Annotated in this window: 16 protein-coding genes; 2 read left to right on the plus strand and 14 right to left on the minus strand. The window is 62.0% G+C overall.

Features of this window, described 5'->3' with window-relative positions:
• The 7 genes from AC2S2E_RS09485 to AC2S2E_RS09515 form a co-directional block, all read right to left on the minus strand.
• A complete protein-coding gene (locus tag AC2S2E_RS09485; protein ID WP_486522129.1) occupies positions 1 to 246 on the minus strand; it encodes a hypothetical protein in 246 nt (81 codons plus the stop codon).
• 11 nt (positions 247 to 257) lie between these two features.
• Complete coding sequence (locus AC2S2E_RS09490; RefSeq protein WP_486522130.1) at positions 258 to 2,840, minus strand: hypothetical protein; 2,583 nt, start codon at positions 2,838 to 2,840, stop codon at positions 258 to 260.
• A 6-nt stretch (positions 2,841 to 2,846) separates the two neighbouring features.
• A complete protein-coding gene (locus tag AC2S2E_RS09495; RefSeq protein WP_486522131.1) occupies positions 2,847 to 3,905 on the minus strand; it encodes a gp53-like domain-containing protein in 1,059 nt (352 codons plus the stop codon).
• Entirely contained in the window at positions 3,905 to 4,543 is a 639-nt protein-coding gene (locus AC2S2E_RS09500; RefSeq protein WP_486522132.1) for a phage tail protein I, read from the minus strand. Before AC2S2E_RS09500 ends, AC2S2E_RS09495 begins: the two co-directional genes overlap by 1 nt.
• A complete protein-coding gene (locus tag AC2S2E_RS09505; RefSeq protein WP_486522133.1) occupies positions 4,533 to 5,381 on the minus strand; it encodes a baseplate assembly protein in 849 nt (282 codons plus the stop codon). Before AC2S2E_RS09505 ends, AC2S2E_RS09500 begins: the two co-directional genes overlap by 11 nt.
• A 121-nt stretch (positions 5,382 to 5,502) precedes the next feature.
• Positions 5,503 to 6,735, minus strand: coding sequence for a three-Cys-motif partner protein TcmP (locus AC2S2E_RS09510; RefSeq protein WP_486522134.1), 1,233 nt, complete (start codon positions 6,733 to 6,735; stop codon positions 5,503 to 5,505).
• Between the two features lie 34 nt (positions 6,736 to 6,769).
• Entirely contained in the window at positions 6,770 to 7,552 is a 783-nt protein-coding gene (locus tag AC2S2E_RS09515) for a DUF5131 family protein (RefSeq protein ID WP_486522135.1), read from the minus strand.
• A gap of 364 nt (positions 7,553 to 7,916) precedes the next feature.
• Between AC2S2E_RS09515 and AC2S2E_RS09520 the strand changes: the two genes are divergently transcribed.
• The gene (locus AC2S2E_RS09520) at positions 7,917 to 8,195 is read left to right on the plus strand and encodes a hypothetical protein (protein ID WP_486522136.1); all 279 of its coding nucleotides are present in this window, start codon (positions 7,917 to 7,919) and stop codon (positions 8,193 to 8,195) included.
• Positions 8,196 to 8,202: 7 nt separating this feature from the next.
• Here the strand turns inward: AC2S2E_RS09520 and AC2S2E_RS09525 are convergent, their stop codons facing one another.
• From AC2S2E_RS09525 to AC2S2E_RS09555, 7 genes are all read right to left on the minus strand, one after another.
• Entirely contained in the window at positions 8,203 to 8,685 is a 483-nt protein-coding gene (locus AC2S2E_RS09525) for a phage virion morphogenesis protein (protein ID WP_486522137.1), read from the minus strand.
• Positions 8,675 to 9,133 carry a phage tail protein gene (locus AC2S2E_RS09530; RefSeq protein WP_486522138.1) on the minus strand — a complete coding sequence of 153 codons (459 nt, stop codon included), beginning with the start codon at positions 9,131 to 9,133 and terminating at the stop codon, positions 8,675 to 8,677. Before AC2S2E_RS09530 ends, AC2S2E_RS09525 begins: the two co-directional genes overlap by 11 nt.
• A gap of 49 nt (positions 9,134 to 9,182) precedes the next feature.
• Positions 9,183 to 9,398, minus strand: a complete 216-nt coding sequence (locus AC2S2E_RS09535; RefSeq protein WP_486522139.1) for a tail protein X — start codon at positions 9,396 to 9,398, stop codon at positions 9,183 to 9,185.
• Entirely contained in the window at positions 9,395 to 9,886 is a 492-nt protein-coding gene (locus AC2S2E_RS09540; RefSeq protein ID WP_486522140.1) for a head completion/stabilization protein, read from the minus strand. The genes AC2S2E_RS09535 and AC2S2E_RS09540 overlap by 4 nt, the downstream gene beginning before the upstream one ends.
• Positions 9,887 to 9,994: 108 nt before the next feature.
• A complete protein-coding gene (gene gpM / locus AC2S2E_RS09545; RefSeq protein ID WP_486522141.1) occupies positions 9,995 to 10,747 on the minus strand; it encodes a phage terminase small subunit in 753 nt (250 codons plus the stop codon).
• Positions 10,748 to 10,806: 59 nt separating this feature from the next.
• Positions 10,807 to 11,934 carry a phage major capsid protein, P2 family gene (locus AC2S2E_RS09550; RefSeq protein ID WP_486522142.1) on the minus strand — a complete coding sequence of 376 codons (1,128 nt, stop codon included), beginning with the start codon at positions 11,932 to 11,934 and terminating at the stop codon, positions 10,807 to 10,809.
• A 53-nt stretch (positions 11,935 to 11,987) separates the two neighbouring features.
• Positions 11,988 to 12,836: a GPO family capsid scaffolding protein gene (locus AC2S2E_RS09555; RefSeq protein WP_486522143.1), complete on the minus strand. Its 849-nt coding sequence runs from the start codon at positions 12,834 to 12,836 to the stop codon at positions 11,988 to 11,990.
• A gap of 154 nt (positions 12,837 to 12,990) precedes the next feature.
• On the opposite strand from AC2S2E_RS09555, the gene AC2S2E_RS09560 reads away from it, so the two are divergent.
• On the plus strand, positions 12,991 to 14,898 hold the full coding sequence (locus AC2S2E_RS09560; RefSeq protein ID WP_486522144.1) for a terminase large subunit domain-containing protein: 1,908 nt from the start codon (positions 12,991 to 12,993) through the stop codon (positions 14,896 to 14,898).
• Positions 14,899 to 14,911: the final 13 nt, after the last annotated feature.

Consider the following 14,911-nt stretch of genomic DNA (forward strand, 5'->3'; position numbering starts at 1 on the left):
TCAGTAAATCTGGCCCACCACGGAAAAATTCACCGGCCCCGTGATCTGGCCATCCTGCCACGGCCCAAGCTGGCCCTGAATGGCAAGGCTGACGGTTTTGTCATCGGGCACCCCGTCAAGCCATTGGGCCACAAATTCGCCCGCGACAGTGGGGAAACCGGGGCTTGTGCCGCTGGCGGCGGTGATTTGGTCGCGGGCCTCGGCGGGCGAACCTGAAACGGAAAAGGCAAAGGGCGTGATCGACACGAGAAGTCTCCTTATTGAAGGCGGATGATGGGCTGGACGTAAATCCGCAAAGTCACATTGACGGCGGTGGCGTTGGGGATGGCCATGCCGACGCAAGGGCGCACATAGTCGGCCCCACCGTTGAAATAGCTGGCGCTGAATGTCCGACCGAACAGGCGGAACGTGGCGTCGGGCGTGAAGGCAATGCCGCGCTGCAACAGCCATGTGTCGGCGGAATTGTAACAGGCGGCCTGAAGCACGAACGGCCCGGTCGATCCGTCATAGCCCGTGCTGACGGTCGCGCCGGTAAAGTCGCCCGCCATCACCCGCACACCGACTTGATAAAGCCATTGCGCGCTGGCCACAAAACCCAGCGCCCGCGCGGCTTCAAGGTAGAGCGTCCAGCCGTTGCCGTTAGTCGTGGTGCCTGCGATGGCGATTTCCGCAAAGGTGCCGTATTGATCTTCGCCCACGCGGTTGATCGTGGTCGTCAGCCCGCCCGCCACCGTGCCCAGCGACCAGCCGGTCGGCAAAGTGCCCGCTGCCCCGCCAATCAAGGCGCGGTTGCGCGGGGCCACCGGCCAGCGCTCCAGCATTTTGGCGCGGCCCAGCTTGCCCCGGCCCTTATAGAGGTAAAGTTCCCCCGAAACGAACGTGTCCGCCGTACCGCTGGCCACGTTGTACCCATAGACGCGGACCTGCCATGTCGAGGGGCTGGCATGGGGCGGAATGAGAATGTGATAGGTGCCTTTGGTCGTGTTGCCCGACGCGGGCAGCAAGACGCGCCGCTGAAAACCCAGCGCCGAATTGGCATAGTTGAACAGGTCGATGACAACATGCGTCAGCGAACGGCTTGCCGCCTGTGCCAGCGAGATTTCCAGCACCGCAGGGCCGCCCGCCCCGCCATAGGGATCAACAAAGCCCGCCGACATGCCGCCGATGATTGAGGCATATTCGGACAGGCCATAAGGATCGGCCACGGCAACAGCGCTCGAACCGGAAAGATAGGTAAACAGGTTTGCGCTGGGCCACGAAACGATGGGGGTAATCATCGGGTCGTCAATGAAGGGATGCACCGGCATCCGGTTAATGTCACCCGGCCAAAAGCCCGCATAATCGCGCAAGGTGCCAATCTGGGCCGTGCAGAAACGATCCGGCACCCCGCCCGCGTTTTGCGCGAATTCAAAGTCGCTGGACGCGGACAACATGCTTGTCGTCTTGCCGTTCGGAAACTGGATGAAGTCGGTGTAGGTGCCGCCGGTGAACTGATTGTCGCGGGCCGACCAGTTGACCAGTTCCGAAACGTAGGACTTGATAAATGGCGCGTTCGGGTTGGCGATGGAGATCACCTTGTTGCCCACAAAATTGACCCCGCACAATCGCCCGGTGTCAGCCGTGCCGGGGCGGTAGGTGGCGCGGTCTGTGCCGGTCACGCCATCATAGGCCGCCACCAGAATGCGAGGATTGCCCGCGATCTGGCCTTCGTTGCCCATTTTGTTCCAGCCCACTGTGATCGCGTAGCCAGAATTGCCCAACGAACCGCCGCTGGTGTCAGGCACAAACCAAATATCGGCTTTGGTTTCGATCTGGCTTCCCAAACCGATGAAATCGTTGCGCAGGATGTTGACGTTGCCGCCCACGCGGTTGCCCACGACAATGTGATAGGTGTTCGGGCCAAAGCTGTTGTCGCAGACCATCACCTGATCGCACAGCCCACCCCACGCGATGCCGATGGTGCTGCAGCCGGTCATCCCGCCAAGGAAGCAGTCCTTCACCTTGAGGAAAGGGCTGTCAGACGAATTGTTGCTGATCGCGCATTCGGTATATCGGTACATCATGCAGCGAGTGAACTGCACAAGGTTCTGCACGTTCGATCCGGTGCGCGTGTTTTTATAGACGCCCTTGCCGCCCAAAAACATGATGCCATCGCAGACCAGCGAATAGGGTGTGCCGGTCTGGGTACAGAAGTATTTGCCATCAGGAATGCGGATCACCACCGTCCATGGAATGCGGGCAGAGATACGCAGCGAACCGTTGTCGATGGTAAAGTCACCCGCATCATAGATGCCCGGTTCCAGCACGATGCCGTTCTGATATTCGAGCGGGCCAAAAATGCCGAGTGGCGCATTAGAACGGCTTGCCATCATCGCGGCAATGGCGGCGCTCAATCCGGCCTGATCCGCCGCCGCACTGGCACCATTACCCACCGCGCCAAGATCAATCGTGGGTACAAGCGCCTTGGGCTTGAGCCGGTCGGTATAGGTGGCGGTGGGAATAACGCCTGTCAGGCTGGACGAACTGGCCGAGTTCTTGGTGTAGATTTGCACCTGTCCGGAAGAAACCACCGTGTATAGCTTGCCCGAAAGCAGCGAGGTATCGGCCTGCGCCGCTGTCGTGCTGGCATAGTTCGGATAGGGCAGCGCGGCGGCGACGGCCTGCGTATTGTCCAAAATGGTCTGCGCAGCATCGCGCGCGGCGGTGGCGGTTTCCACCATGGGAGCGGCCAGATCGGACAGGCGGGCGCGTTTGGATTGGCCGAATTTGACCACGGGCAAGGTTTCGGTGCCGTCGATGTCGGCGGCGTCCAGCAGGTCTAGCGAGGTGATTTTGACCATGGGGGCTTACTTTCCGATGGCGCGCCAGAAGACCGCGCGGTCGAGGTCGTCGCTGAACACGTTGAATTGGGTGACGGAGACTTTGTTGCCGCCCACGCTGTTTCCGCTGACAGCGCCGGTGTTGGGGGTGCGGGCGGTGACCGACAGGTTGATGCTGGCCAGATCGGTGAAGGGGATGGGGAAGTCGAGCGAGGGCGGTGAGCTGGATTCCCCGGCGGTTACCTCGCCCCATTGTTCGATCAGGCCATTGGGCATGCGGCGCCAATAGCCGTTGGCATTGGAGCCGAAGGTGGCGGCATCATCGACCAGGACAAAGGCGGCGGCATGTTTGCCGTCGAGCAGATCGGCGTCGAGATCGCTGCCCGCGCCATCGACGGTTTTGAGCAGGGTGAGGATGGCCGCGCCGGTGAAAGCCACGCTGTCAAAGGGGACATAGCCCAGACGCGAGACGATATCGGCGTACCACGCGCCGTGTTGGCCATCGAGCAGGTCGGCGTTGATCCCGCTGTCTGCGCCATGGATGCGCAGGATCTGCGTCAGCAGGGCCGCCTGCATCGCGGCGGGCGTCAGTGCGCGCTGGGTGTCGGTGCCTGCGCTGGCCTCGGCATTGGTGGCCAGTTCGACCACGCCCTGGCGCGTGGTGGTGGCGGGCGGGTTGATGAAATTGGTGTCGCCGAAGGTGATATTCTCGGCCTGTCCCTGCGCCAGTTTGATGTCGAGGACGAGGAAGGAGGCGGAAGGCTCTGCCTTGGCGGCGATCGGGCCGGGCTGTCCATAGACGGCAAACAGGGTGCCATCGTCGAGGTAAAGCGCAAAGCCGCGATAGGTATAGGCGTCGGCGGTATCATCCAGCGCGATCAGGTGCAGCGTGTCATCGCCCACTTGCTGGCCCGACACGTCGATCCGCTTGAATTCGCCGGGGAGCGCTTCGAGCGTTGAGGCGACTGTGAAGGCAGCATCGGTCAGGCCAAGCTGGGTAATGACCACCGGGCCGAGCGAGGGGCTGTCATCGCCGACAATGGCCGACAGGCCCGCTGCCGTCAGAGTGATGAGCAACGGGTCCATCAGATATACTCCCATCCGGCGCCATCATCGCCTTCGAGCGGTTCGCCATATTCGGTGGTGATTTTAAGAAGGTCGGCGGGGTCGGGGCCGATCATTGTCGCCATGGTGCGGTCCATGGCCCAAGCGCGGGCAACGGCGGCCATGGGCAGGGTAACTTTGGCGCGTACCTGTTGGCGCAATTGGAAATGGGCTCGGGCGGGTTTGACGCGGGTCAGGTCGCGGTAGAGTTCTGTGGCGAAGCTGGCGGTGGCCAGATCATCGAACGCGCCATCGAGCGGCAGGGTGCAGAAGAAGGTATAGGGGAGGCCGGTGCCGCCTTCCTCCCACCATTCCGTGAGCGTGATGCGGGGGTCATAATCGGCGATCACCGCCTGCGCAGCGGCGCGGCTGCCCCGGATCTTGGCATTGGGGATGGCGGCGGCGGTGGCGGCGCGGCGCTGTTCCTCGCTCCAGCTGGGGCGCCAGCGATCGACCGACAGACCCCAGGCCAGCCATGGCAGGATGGTGGCGGGGATGGCATCCGGGCGCCACAGGTCGGTGAGCGGGGTGGGGATGGCGGTGATGCGCGCCATCGAGGATGCCAGCGCATGTTCGAGCGGGCGCGCGTTGGGCGGCAGGAGGGAAGGGTTATTCGCCACGGCCCGCCACCGTCAGGGTGAGAGCGGTGCAGTGTCCGCATTGGGTGGCGTCCATCGGCATGTCTGCCGCCGGGCTTGAGAGCGCAATATTCGAGACGCCCGCGACGCCGATGGCGGCAAAGATGCTGGCGCGGTTGATGTCGCGGCCGATCAGCCGCGCATTGGCGGCATAGGCGTCGGCGGCGGCCTGCGCATTGGCCAGCACCACATCACCATCGGGGCCGTCGAACAGGGTGAGCGCGGCGGTGATCGCGTAGGGCACGATCTGGGCGGACTGCACCAAGACCTGATCGGTGAGCGGGCGGGCGCCGGAGAGCGCGGCCTCGACATTGGCGATCTGTTCGGGCGTGGCGGCGCCGTCGCCGGAGGCCGACAGCAGCGAGACCAGGACAACGCCGGGGCTGGGGCTGGTGACGCTGGCATCGGCGATGGTGCTGTCGGCGGAGCGGGCGTGATATTCGTAAGCGGATTCCGGGCCAGCCACGCTGAAAGCGTCGGGGGCAAGCTGGATGCGGGCCTTGAACGTGGCGTCGAGTTCGTCGGTCAGGCGGGAAACGCCCAGCAGCGCGCCCAGATGGTCGAGGTTGGTGCCGGTGGCATAGGCGAGCAGGCATTGCAGGGCGCGCTCGTTAAATTGCTGGCGGATCAGCAGTTCGCGATAGGCGGCGATCTCCAGCACTTTCACGGCGGGGTCGCTTTCCACCGCGGCGTCCCAAGTGGGCAGCAGCGTTTGGGTGTCCGCGATCAGCGCAGCGCGGATCGTCTCATAATCCAGCGCCTCCACCACCGTGGGGGCGGGGAGTTGCGAGAGGTCGATTGCGGTGGTGCTGGTGGCCATGCGCAACCTGTGCATGGCCTTCGCGCGCGCGGGGAGGGGATGGAGGCGTAACGCGGAGGGTTACGGGGGTGGGGCGTGAACCATTTCCCCGTTCGATAAGCAAAATTGGAGAATCAAATCTCTAAAAAAGCGGGAAAAAGCTTCTCTGTTGCTTCAATTTCAGCATGTCTCCGATTGCGATGGCGTTTGCCCTGCGCCGTTCACCGCCCGCAGGCGTGATGACCTGTAAATCAGGATTGTCGATGATAGATTGGTGGATATCATCGCTATGAGCTGGGGTGGCATTATAGATACCCGCGTAAAATTCGCCAAAGCCGATCACATCGCCCGATTCCGATACTAGCCGGGGAATATCGGAGTGCAATTGGTCGAGTGCACTTTTGCGCCCTGTTACGTCGAACAGGTACAGTGAGCCGCCATCGTGGCTTGGATCGTAAGAGAGCATATTCAATCCTGATCGACCGAAATGTGCCTGCTCGGAACTGTTGTCGTGCAAAACGTTATTATAGACTTGCCTTGCTCGATGCGCGTTGGCGAAGTGGATAAACCAATACCGCCAGCCATCTGGATTATTGATAGAGAACGGGCTGACGAAAGTGGCGCAAGTGCGGAATGCATCAAAGACCAACCGCTCGGCAGCGCCAAGCCATTGCTGCTTCTTGACGCCGAAATCCATAGCTTCAATGTCTTTGGCTTGAATGCCGAATGGCTGCAGTTGTGCCGCTAACCGGATTGGGTCGCGAGACTGAAGGAAGGTCAAGAGAGTTTGAATTGCAAAGGTATAGAATACTTCAACCGACGGGTATGAGTGCATAATGTCGATTATCGTGGCGCGACTGACTTTGCTGTGACCACACTGATCTAGGTTGAACAGAACATTACGGAAGCGGCCTTGCTCCAGAAATTTCTTCATCGTTGAGTAGGCATCTTCGAACGCTTGATTCAGATACTCGACCCGCAAATGCAATTTCGGAACGCTCTGAGCAATTTCTGCCTGAAGTGGGGCTATATTAGTCTTGAGTGTATCAAGAGCATCTTTGCTGTAATCGTTCAGCACAAGCAGGCATTCGATTTCAATAAGGCCAAGCCCTTGAGCCGTCCGGTGTGTGTTGACAGCCTCGACCGCGCGACGCAGTTCTTCGATAAAAATAAGTGGAGAACCGGAGGCGCCGCAACGATAACGACCACCGCCGGCAAAGCCATCGACAATAGCGAGACGAAACTTTTCCATTTGGGGAAGCTGGCATCGTACCGTCAGGTATTTGAAGAAATATTCCCTGAGGATTTTATGCTTACGCCGGGAGTGATCCTCCAGAACAGCGCCATCTACCCATTCATACGGTTTTTCAGCCATTCGTTCCCCTTGCCGATGACCGGCCTGATAATTGTCAAATGGCAGACACAAACGCGGACGGCATCTCGTCCCAAGTCTTGCCTCTATATTCGCGCCCATTGGCCTTCTTTGAACGGCGCTTGTTATCCTTCCCCCACGTGCCCCACTGTTTGAAGAAAAATGCGGTATCGAATTCCAGGCATTGATCATGGATCTCATCGATCCACTCTTCCCTGATTGGCCGTGCGGAACGACCGCTCTCTCCGCCGACGATTGCCCAGTCTATACCCCGAAGGTCGATGTCACCGACCGGGCCGATCAGCGGCTCGAAAGAGATGAAGCGAATTGCAGCGGGCACGGTGCGCAGATGGTCAATTCGCTCGACCACATCGCCGCTTTCAACGCTGGTCCCCAGCCAGACATTCGGGAGAACTCCGTCAAACATTTTGTTCGTGATCGCCGCCATCCTGTCAGGGCGCTTGGTCAGGATCTGGTAATTATGGTGAGGCGTGTCACGCATAACGTTCCAGACGTCCTGAATGAACGCCTCGCTGACCTGTTCGTGAAACAGGTCGCTCATTGAGTTGACAAAGATCTTCCTTGGTTTGCGCCACCGACGAGGAATTTGAAGCGCTTCGCGATCTTCCCGAACTGCCCCGTTCCAAATTGTGCGCGCGCCACTCTTGCGGGTAAGGCCAGCATACTTGCTGACATGCATGGCCTCCAGACGCCGAGCCATTTCCATGGCGTAGCAGTTGGTGCAGCCTGCGCTGACAATCGTGCAGCCTGCAACAGGATTCCAAGTCGAATCCGTCCATTCGATTTGTGTCTCAGCCATGTGGACCTCGTTGAGCCTTATCAACCACAAGGCTGCCTAGCACTGTTGGAACGGAATGTGAACTTGCTGGGGACAATCTGTTGAGGATGAAGAGTTCAGACATCGCCCAGCGCCTTGCGGATCAGGCGACGGATGGCTTCGGGGCGGCCCGGTTGGTCGGGTTGGGCCTCGCGCCACGTATCGATGGCGTCCAAATCTGGCCGCTGCATCCTCACGCGTAGCTCTTCGCTATCAACGCGGGGGCGGCCCATGACTTTTTGCTGCGTATTTAATATTGACATGCCACTTTATACGACGCATAAAGTTCGGGCGTCAAGGGGCTGCAACCCCAAGACGCCCTAACTCAAACCAGAGGATAGCACTCATGGCCCAAGCTAAGACAGCACATATCCGCCCTGATCCTTCCGCGCAATTCAAGACGCGGGGATATGTGATTGATGAAGACGCCGACATGGCGCTGAAAGACATTGCCAACGGTCTGAACGCCGTTGCCGCGCTGTGTGAAGAGCGCAATGACGACATGCCGGAAATTGCGCCGACGGATTGGGCAGGCCTGTTGCGGACATTTGGGCGGGTCGCGCAGACGATCTACGATCAGGCGGTTTACGCAAATGAGGCCATGGCCCGCAAACGCTACGGCTGAATTGAGGTTATAGCCCTTCGGCCTCTAACATTTCCCCCGCCAACATCAGCGCCAGATCCTCATCCTCGCGGCCAAAGCCCAGCAACCGGCGCTCGGCATATTTGGCGCGGATCTTTCGGCCATTGCGCAACCGGCCCACGGTGACGGTCTGGCCGAACTGGCTGACCGAGCCGACGCGATCGGCGGTGTTGGAGACGGGGCTGATTTCGACGCCATCGGGGGCGGCATCGATGCGCCATTTGGCCAGTTTGCGCAGGCCCTTGAACATCTTGCCGCCCGCGCCTCTAAGCAGGCGCCCGCGTTGATCGAGGCGGGGTTTGCGCGGGGCGAAGGGGACGCCGTCGGGATCGACATTGGCGCCGATGCGTTTGAGGTTGGCGCGGCGCAGCAGCTGGCCCAGCTTGCGGGTGGCCTTGCGGCGCTGGGCCGGTTCAAGCCCCGCGATGATACGCCCAAACCATTCCTCCAGCCGGGCAAGGTCATCCGCCATCGGTGGTGTCCCATGGCGGCAGGTCTTCGCCATTGACGGTGATCGAGGTGAGCAGCGGCATCGCATCAAGGCCGCCCAGAGGCAGGTCATCGCCAAAGAGCGGGGTGGGTTCGGGCAGATAGGTGGCGGTGACGCCGGTGCTGGTCAGCGTGGCGGCGACATTCTGGCGCAGTTGGAGACGGAATTGGACATCGGATTTGCCATTGTCCAAAATATCAACCTCGAAGTCGAAGGCGTCGGCGCCCATGGCAAACAGGTCGGGCTGGTGGGTGCGCAGCCAGATCAGGATGGCGAGGGCAAAGGCTGCGATGTCCCCAGCGAATTCGATCAGCAGAACGTTCAACTGAAAGCTGAAGGCGAAGGACAGGTCGGATGTGTCGCGCGATTGGACCGCGCCGCGATCGACCCACATGATGAGGTTTTTGGGGCTGGCCTTCAGTTCGGGCATGGCCTCCATAAGGGCCGCGCGCAGGAGGTTGATTTTGAGCATCTCGGCTTCAGTCCCACAATTGCACGATATCGATGGTGGCGGTCTGGGCTGCGCTGGCGTCGGGCAGGGTGACCAAGGTGCCGCCCGGCAGGCGCGGGCCGAGTTCGGCAAGGCCGGGGTTGAGGTCCAGCACCTGTTCGGTCACCGCCGCCGTTTTGCCCAGGACGCGGTGGCAGATTTCATCGACGGTCTCGCCGTCCATGGCGGTGGCGGTTTGGGTCACAGCATCTCCACCCGGTTGCGCGCGACCGACGCGCCGCTGATGGAGAGCAGGTCGGCAATCGCGGCGTGGCCTTCGCGCCGGTATTCGTCGGCCAGCGCGGCCTTTTCCGAAGCGCGGGCGAGGCCGGTGTCGGAGGAGGATATGTCGCGGTTGCCTGCGGCCAGATCAGCGGCGGCGTAATAGCCCACCGCGCGGGTCCAGAGCAGGGTTGCGCGGTTTTTTCCGTTGAGGGTGTCCGAGGTGACATCGGCAAGACCGACGGCCCCGGCCAGCGCGCGTGCGGTGCGCCATGCGGCCAATTGGCGCAGGGCAGAGAGCATGCCGCCTTCGATGGCGAGGGTGAGTTGTTCCTGTGTGATCGCGCCGCCGCCGATGTTCATGCCTTCACGCACATCGGCCAGCTTGACCGGCGGGAACCAGCCATCGGCCACTACCGCCGCATCGGGATCATCGGGCGGGGCGATGGGGGAGGCGGTGAAGCTGTTCATGGGGCGAGCCTTTGCGTCAAAAAAACGGGGGGTGAGGATGGTGTGGGATGGCTGTCACAAAGGGCGCCGCCCGCGCCAACCGCCCCCCGCCGCCGTGGGGCGAACTGATTATTCGGGAGTGGGCGTGGCCAGTTTGGTCAGCGCCTTGTCGATGGCCTTGATCTCCGAGCGGGTGCCGATGCCATTGTCGAGTTCGAGCGCGCGGCGCAGGTGGGCTAGGGCTTCGGTGAGGTATGCCGCCTTGCCACCGGCGGGGGCGTTGTCGGCGGCGGGGTCGAAGGCTTTGGCGCGGCGGGCGAAGCTGCGGCCCAGCGCCTTGTGCAGCTTGGCCTTGGCCTGATCGTGCATGTCGTGGCCCTCGATCAGCACCAGAATGCGGGCCAGAACGTCATGGGGCACGGCTTCGCTTTGGGTGAGGCTGATCGTGGCCACCTGTTCAGCAAGGAAGCAGGGGATGGTGCTGTTTATCCGTTCGGGCGAGGCGAGGTTAAAGCGGATCGCATGCGCGGCGAGGCGAAGGGCATAGTCCCAATCGCGATAGTCGATGGCCCAGATGAGGTTCCAGACAAGGATCTCATCTTGGGCGGCCTGCCCCTGTTCGCCCGCCAGCAAGACGCCCTCGATCCATGGGGCGAAGGCGCCAGCCATTTCGATCTTGACGGGGTTGCGCGCCTCGATGCTGGCGATGTCGGAGAGGGAGCGCAAATTGTCGTGGAGCAGGACGCGCAGGGCCGCGTATTCCTGACCGGCGGCGCTGTCGCGGGCCAGTTCGGGCGGGGGCGCGTTGGGCGTATCGGGCTGCGCCGCGCCCGATTGCAGGGCGCGCACGCGCATCTGGTGGCGGCGAAAGGCGGAGACCATAAGCGGGGCTTTCCTGTTGCCCGCCCACCGGCAGGGGAACCGGCGGGCGGGCCGGGGGATTACGGGCGGGCGCCGAAGGTGATGTTTTCGGCCATGGTCATGTAATCGGTGCTTTCGATCACATAGCCTTCGTTGACGCTGTTATAGTCGACCAGCGCGGCCATGTTTTCCGGTTCATCCTTGATGTAGCGGCGGCGCGAGCCTTCCTGATAATAGATCGAGAGGTTTGAACTGTCGGTGGCATTGGCGCGGCCCAGCGGGGTGATCGCCATCGTGCCTTCGGGGAAGAAGGGGGCGATGGCGGCGGGACGCCCTCCGATCTGTTTGGTCGACATGATGAGGTCGGAGACGACCTGATCACTGGTCGATTTGCCGCCATCGATCGTGTCGGACAGGGGCCGGTTGATCATCGGGAAGTATTTCTCGTCCACCAGATCCTGCGAAACGATGACGACATGGTCGGTGCTGGCCCGCGCATAGGAGGGCATGCCCGCGATCAGCTCATAGGCCAGCGCATCGATATTCTTGTAATCGCCCGCCGCGTGATTGGCGTCGGGGCCGATGTAGATGGGCGCAGGCGCCCCGGTGGCGGTGGTGACATCGCCCACCGTGACCATGGCGCGGCCCATCACATGGTCGGGCCGTTCAAGGCGCAGCTTGTGCAGCCAGCCAATGTTGACGTCCTCGCCCAGCGGGTTGTCCGCCGCGTCCGTGTCATCGGCGGCCTCGGTGCCGTTAAAGCCCACCGAGATCCGCGAGAGGCCGACCGACACCGCGACATGGCGGGCATAGCGGGCGGCAAAGTCGGGGAATTTTGACCAGGCGTCGATCACTTCCCACGGCAGCATCGTGTCGAAGAGCGTCGAATAGAGCTGGAACTTGCGGTCCTGGAGCGCGCCGACATAGCGCGGGGTGCGCGGCAGGTTCGAGCGGCTCTTGCGGCTTGCGATCATGTTGGACGTGCCAAGGCCGATCACCTGCCCCTGAAGGTCGCGCACGCCCATCACATTGACGCGCTGCAGGAAGCCGACGCTTTCGCGCTGGAGATCTTCGAGGCGCTGTTCGCTGGTGGGCGAAAGGGCGAAATTGCGGCTGATGTTGCGCGTGCCATTTGCGTTGCCGATGGCGGCATAGAGCTGATCGAGCGCGCCGCGACCGCGATCAGAGAGGGTATAAATCTGGGACATTTTTGGTGATCCTTAGCTCGGGATGCGGGGCAAGGTTGGTGGCGCGGGCCGGGTCAGAAGATGTATTTGCTCTGGGCGTTCCCGTTCGAGCCGCCATCGGCAATCGGGCGGCGCTGGAACTGGTGGGCGGGGGCGGTTTCCTGCGCGTCTTCGAGGCTTTTGATCTTGAGCGCCTGGGCATCGGCTTCGGTGCGCAATTCGCTGCGCAGGGCGTCAATCGAGGTGGCGACGGTCTGACCGAACTGTTCGAACATCGGGCGCAGGGCGGCAAAGTCGAGCGTGGCCGGCTGCTGGTTTTCGGGCGGGGTTTCGGGCTTTTCTTCAGGCTTGGGCGCGGGGTTGAAGGTGGCCGCGAATTTGTCGAGCAGCGCGCTAAATCCGGCGAGCAGGCTCTTGCCGCCTTCGGTGGTGATATCGTCGGCAAATTCCAGCGTGGCGGCGGTATCACCCGCCAGATTGATCGAGCCGGGCAGGGTGCGGTTGAATTTCAGGCGGTCGGTGGCGATGGCAGCTGGGCTGTCGGTCAGCGCGACGCCGCCAAGGTAGGAGAAGCCTTTGCCCGCGAAATTGTCGATGATCTCGATCGAAGGATAAACCTTCTGATTGGCGTCATTGAGCGCCTTGGCATTGTCGGTGACATCGAGGATGCCGAACAGCGCCTTGCGCTTTTCGGACTTGCCATTGAAGTCGACATCGACCTCGCCCACCGACAGTTCCAGCACGTCGCCATAGGCGTTGAACGGGGCCTGTCCGCTGACGCCGCGGATATGTTCGATATTGACCCGCGCGCCATAGGTCTTGGGGTTATAGCTCGAGGCCATCTGTTCGAGGTCGCGCGCCTCGATGGTGCGGCCATCCACGGTCGAACCGGCGGTGGCGAGCAGAATGGGTTTGGTCTTCATCGGGTTACTCCGGGGAGGGATGGCGCGGGGCGGATCAGCATGGCCCCTGAAATCCACCCCGCCCGGCATTCCTGCAACGCGCGGGCGCAGTAACCCGGCGGGTTACGCCAGCACCCCGGCGCGCAATGGGGCAAGATCAGGGCATGGCAGGATCATGCCCACCAAAACCGCCCCGAATGACGACGCGCGCCCGGCCACCAGCCGACAGGTGACGCGCGCGAAATCGCGGGAGGCGCGCTCGATGTATCATCGCGGCTTTGACATGGCCGAAATCGCGCGTGAGCTGGGCGAGAAATATGACACCGTGACCAGTTGGAAACGGCGCGGCGGCTGGGACGAGGACAAGCCGGTGCGGGTGGTGCAGGACCACCTTGAGGCCAAGATCGCCAATTACCTTTGCCGGGAGCCCTTCACCGAGGGGGACATGAAGCGCGTCGATTTTCTGGTTCGCCAGATGAAGGAATGCGCCCGGATCGAGAAGTACGGCGAGACCGGGAAGGAGAGCGACCTCAACGAAGCGGTGGGCCGCCGCAACGATGACAAGGCCAAGGCCAAGCGGGCCGACAAACGCAAAAACTTCCTAACGCGAGAGCAGTGGGAAGCGCTGCTCACCGACTTCCACGAGAAGAATGACAGCTATCAGGAAGGCTGGTGGGAGCAGCGCGAGCAGCGCACCCGTAAGATCCTCAAGAGCCGCCAGATCGGCGCGACATGGTATTTCGCCCGCGAGGCGATGGCCAAGATCGCGGAAGCCGTCATCGCGGGCGAACAGCCGCGCAATCAGATCTTCCTGTCGGCTAGTGAGCGACAGGCCAAGAAGTTCATCCGTGAGATCGTGGGTTGGGTGAAGCGCGTCACCGGCGTGGACCTCAAGGGCAATCCGCTGATGCTGGATTTCTCTGGTCTGCACCCGGCGGATGAGGAGGCGGATAGGCCAGAGATCCGGCTCGACGCGGTCGGGCTCTATCCGCTTTCCACCAACAGCAACACCGCGCAGGGCGAAAGCGGCGACTTCTATTTCGACGAATTCTTCTGGGTCCACGGCTTTGCCCAGCTGCGCAAGGTGGCAGCGGCCATGGCGACGCTCACCATCTACAAGCGCACCTATTTCTCGACGCCCAGCACCAAAACCCATGAAGCCTATGCCTTCTGGAGCGGGGAGGAATGGAACCGGGGGCGCAGGAAGGGCGATCAGCGGGCTTTTGATGTCAGCCACCGGAACTTGCGCGCGGGCGCGCTCATGCCCGATGGTTCGTGGTGCCAGACGGTCACGCTGGATGATGCCATCGCGGGCGGGGCGGGCGGGCGCATCGACAAAGAGGAACTGCGCGCCGAATGCAGCGAAGAGGAATTCGAAAACCTCTACAATTGCCAGTTCGTCGATGACAGCGAGAGCAGCTTTCCTTTCAGCCGGATTGCGCCCGCCCGCGTCGATGCATTCTATCGCTGGCGCGATTTCCGGCCCGCGCTGGCCGATGTGCCGGGCGGGCGGCCCTTTGGCGAGAAGCCGGTCTGGCTGGGCTATGACCCGAACAAACAGGGGCGCGATGATGCCGCGCTGGTGGTGCTGGCGCCGCCTGATGTTCCGGGCAAGGGCAAGTTCCGCGTGCTGGCCAAATACCGGCTCAACGGGCGCGATTTTGCCGGGCAGGCCGAGTTCATCAAGGGGGTCGCAGGCCGCTACAACGTGACCGACATCGCCATCGACACCACCGGGGCGGGCCAAGCGGTCTATGAGCTGGTCGTCGGCTGGTTCCCGCGCGCGCGGCGCATCGAATATTCGGTGGCCAGCAAGACGGCCTTGGTGGTCAAGGCCCAGAACGTCTTCAATTCCGGCCGCATCGAGTTTGATGAGGCATGGACCGACCTGATGGCGGCGCTGATGGCGATCCGCCCCGCGCTGACCGGCAGCGGGCGCGGCGTCACCTATGTCGCGCGCCGCAACGGCGAGATCGGCCATGCCGACCTTGCCTGGGCGCTCTTGAACGCCCTTTCCAATGAGCCGCTTGATGCCGGGAACGCCAATGGGGCGGGCCAAGGCCGGGTGGTGTTTTCCGAATGACAGGAGCCTGATT

The sequence above is a fragment of the Novosphingobium sp. 550D genome (assembly GCF_057401885.1).

Coding starts and splice junctions, on each gene's coding strand:
- AC2S2E_RS09530 (WP_486522138.1), bottom strand. CDS start 9,133: ATGCCCGAACTGAAGGCCAGCCCCAAAAACCTCATCATGTGGGTCGAT.
- AC2S2E_RS09525 (WP_486522137.1), bottom strand. CDS start 8,685: ATGGCGGATGACCTTGCCCGGCTGGAGGAATGGTTTGGGCGTATCATC.
- AC2S2E_RS09505 (WP_486522133.1), bottom strand. CDS start 5,381: ATGGCCACCAGCACCACCGCAATCGACCTCTCGCAACTCCCCGCCCCC.
- AC2S2E_RS09550 (WP_486522142.1), bottom strand. CDS start 11,934: ATGTCCCAGATTTATACCCTCTCTGATCGCGGTCGCGGCGCGCTCGAT.
- gpM (WP_486522141.1), bottom strand. CDS start 10,747: ATGGTCTCCGCCTTTCGCCGCCACCAGATGCGCGTGCGCGCCCTGCAA.
- AC2S2E_RS09495 (WP_486522131.1), bottom strand. CDS start 3,905: ATGGACCCGTTGCTCATCACTCTGACGGCAGCGGGCCTGTCGGCCATT.
- AC2S2E_RS09510 (WP_486522134.1), bottom strand. CDS start 6,735: ATGGCTGAAAAACCGTATGAATGGGTAGATGGCGCTGTTCTGGAGGAT.
- AC2S2E_RS09540 (WP_486522140.1), bottom strand. CDS start 9,886: ATGAACAGCTTCACCGCCTCCCCCATCGCCCCGCCCGATGATCCCGAT.
- AC2S2E_RS09520 (WP_486522136.1), top strand. CDS start 7,917: ATGGCCCAAGCTAAGACAGCACATATCCGCCCTGATCCTTCCGCGCAA.
- AC2S2E_RS09515 (WP_486522135.1), bottom strand. CDS start 7,552: ATGGCTGAGACACAAATCGAATGGACGGATTCGACTTGGAATCCTGTT.
- AC2S2E_RS09555 (WP_486522143.1), bottom strand. CDS start 12,836: ATGAAGACCAAACCCATTCTGCTCGCCACCGCCGGTTCGACCGTGGAT.
- AC2S2E_RS09490 (WP_486522130.1), bottom strand. CDS start 2,840: ATGGTCAAAATCACCTCGCTAGACCTGCTGGACGCCGCCGACATCGAC.
- AC2S2E_RS09560 (WP_486522144.1), top strand. CDS start 12,991: ATGCCCACCAAAACCGCCCCGAATGACGACGCGCGCCCGGCCACCAGC.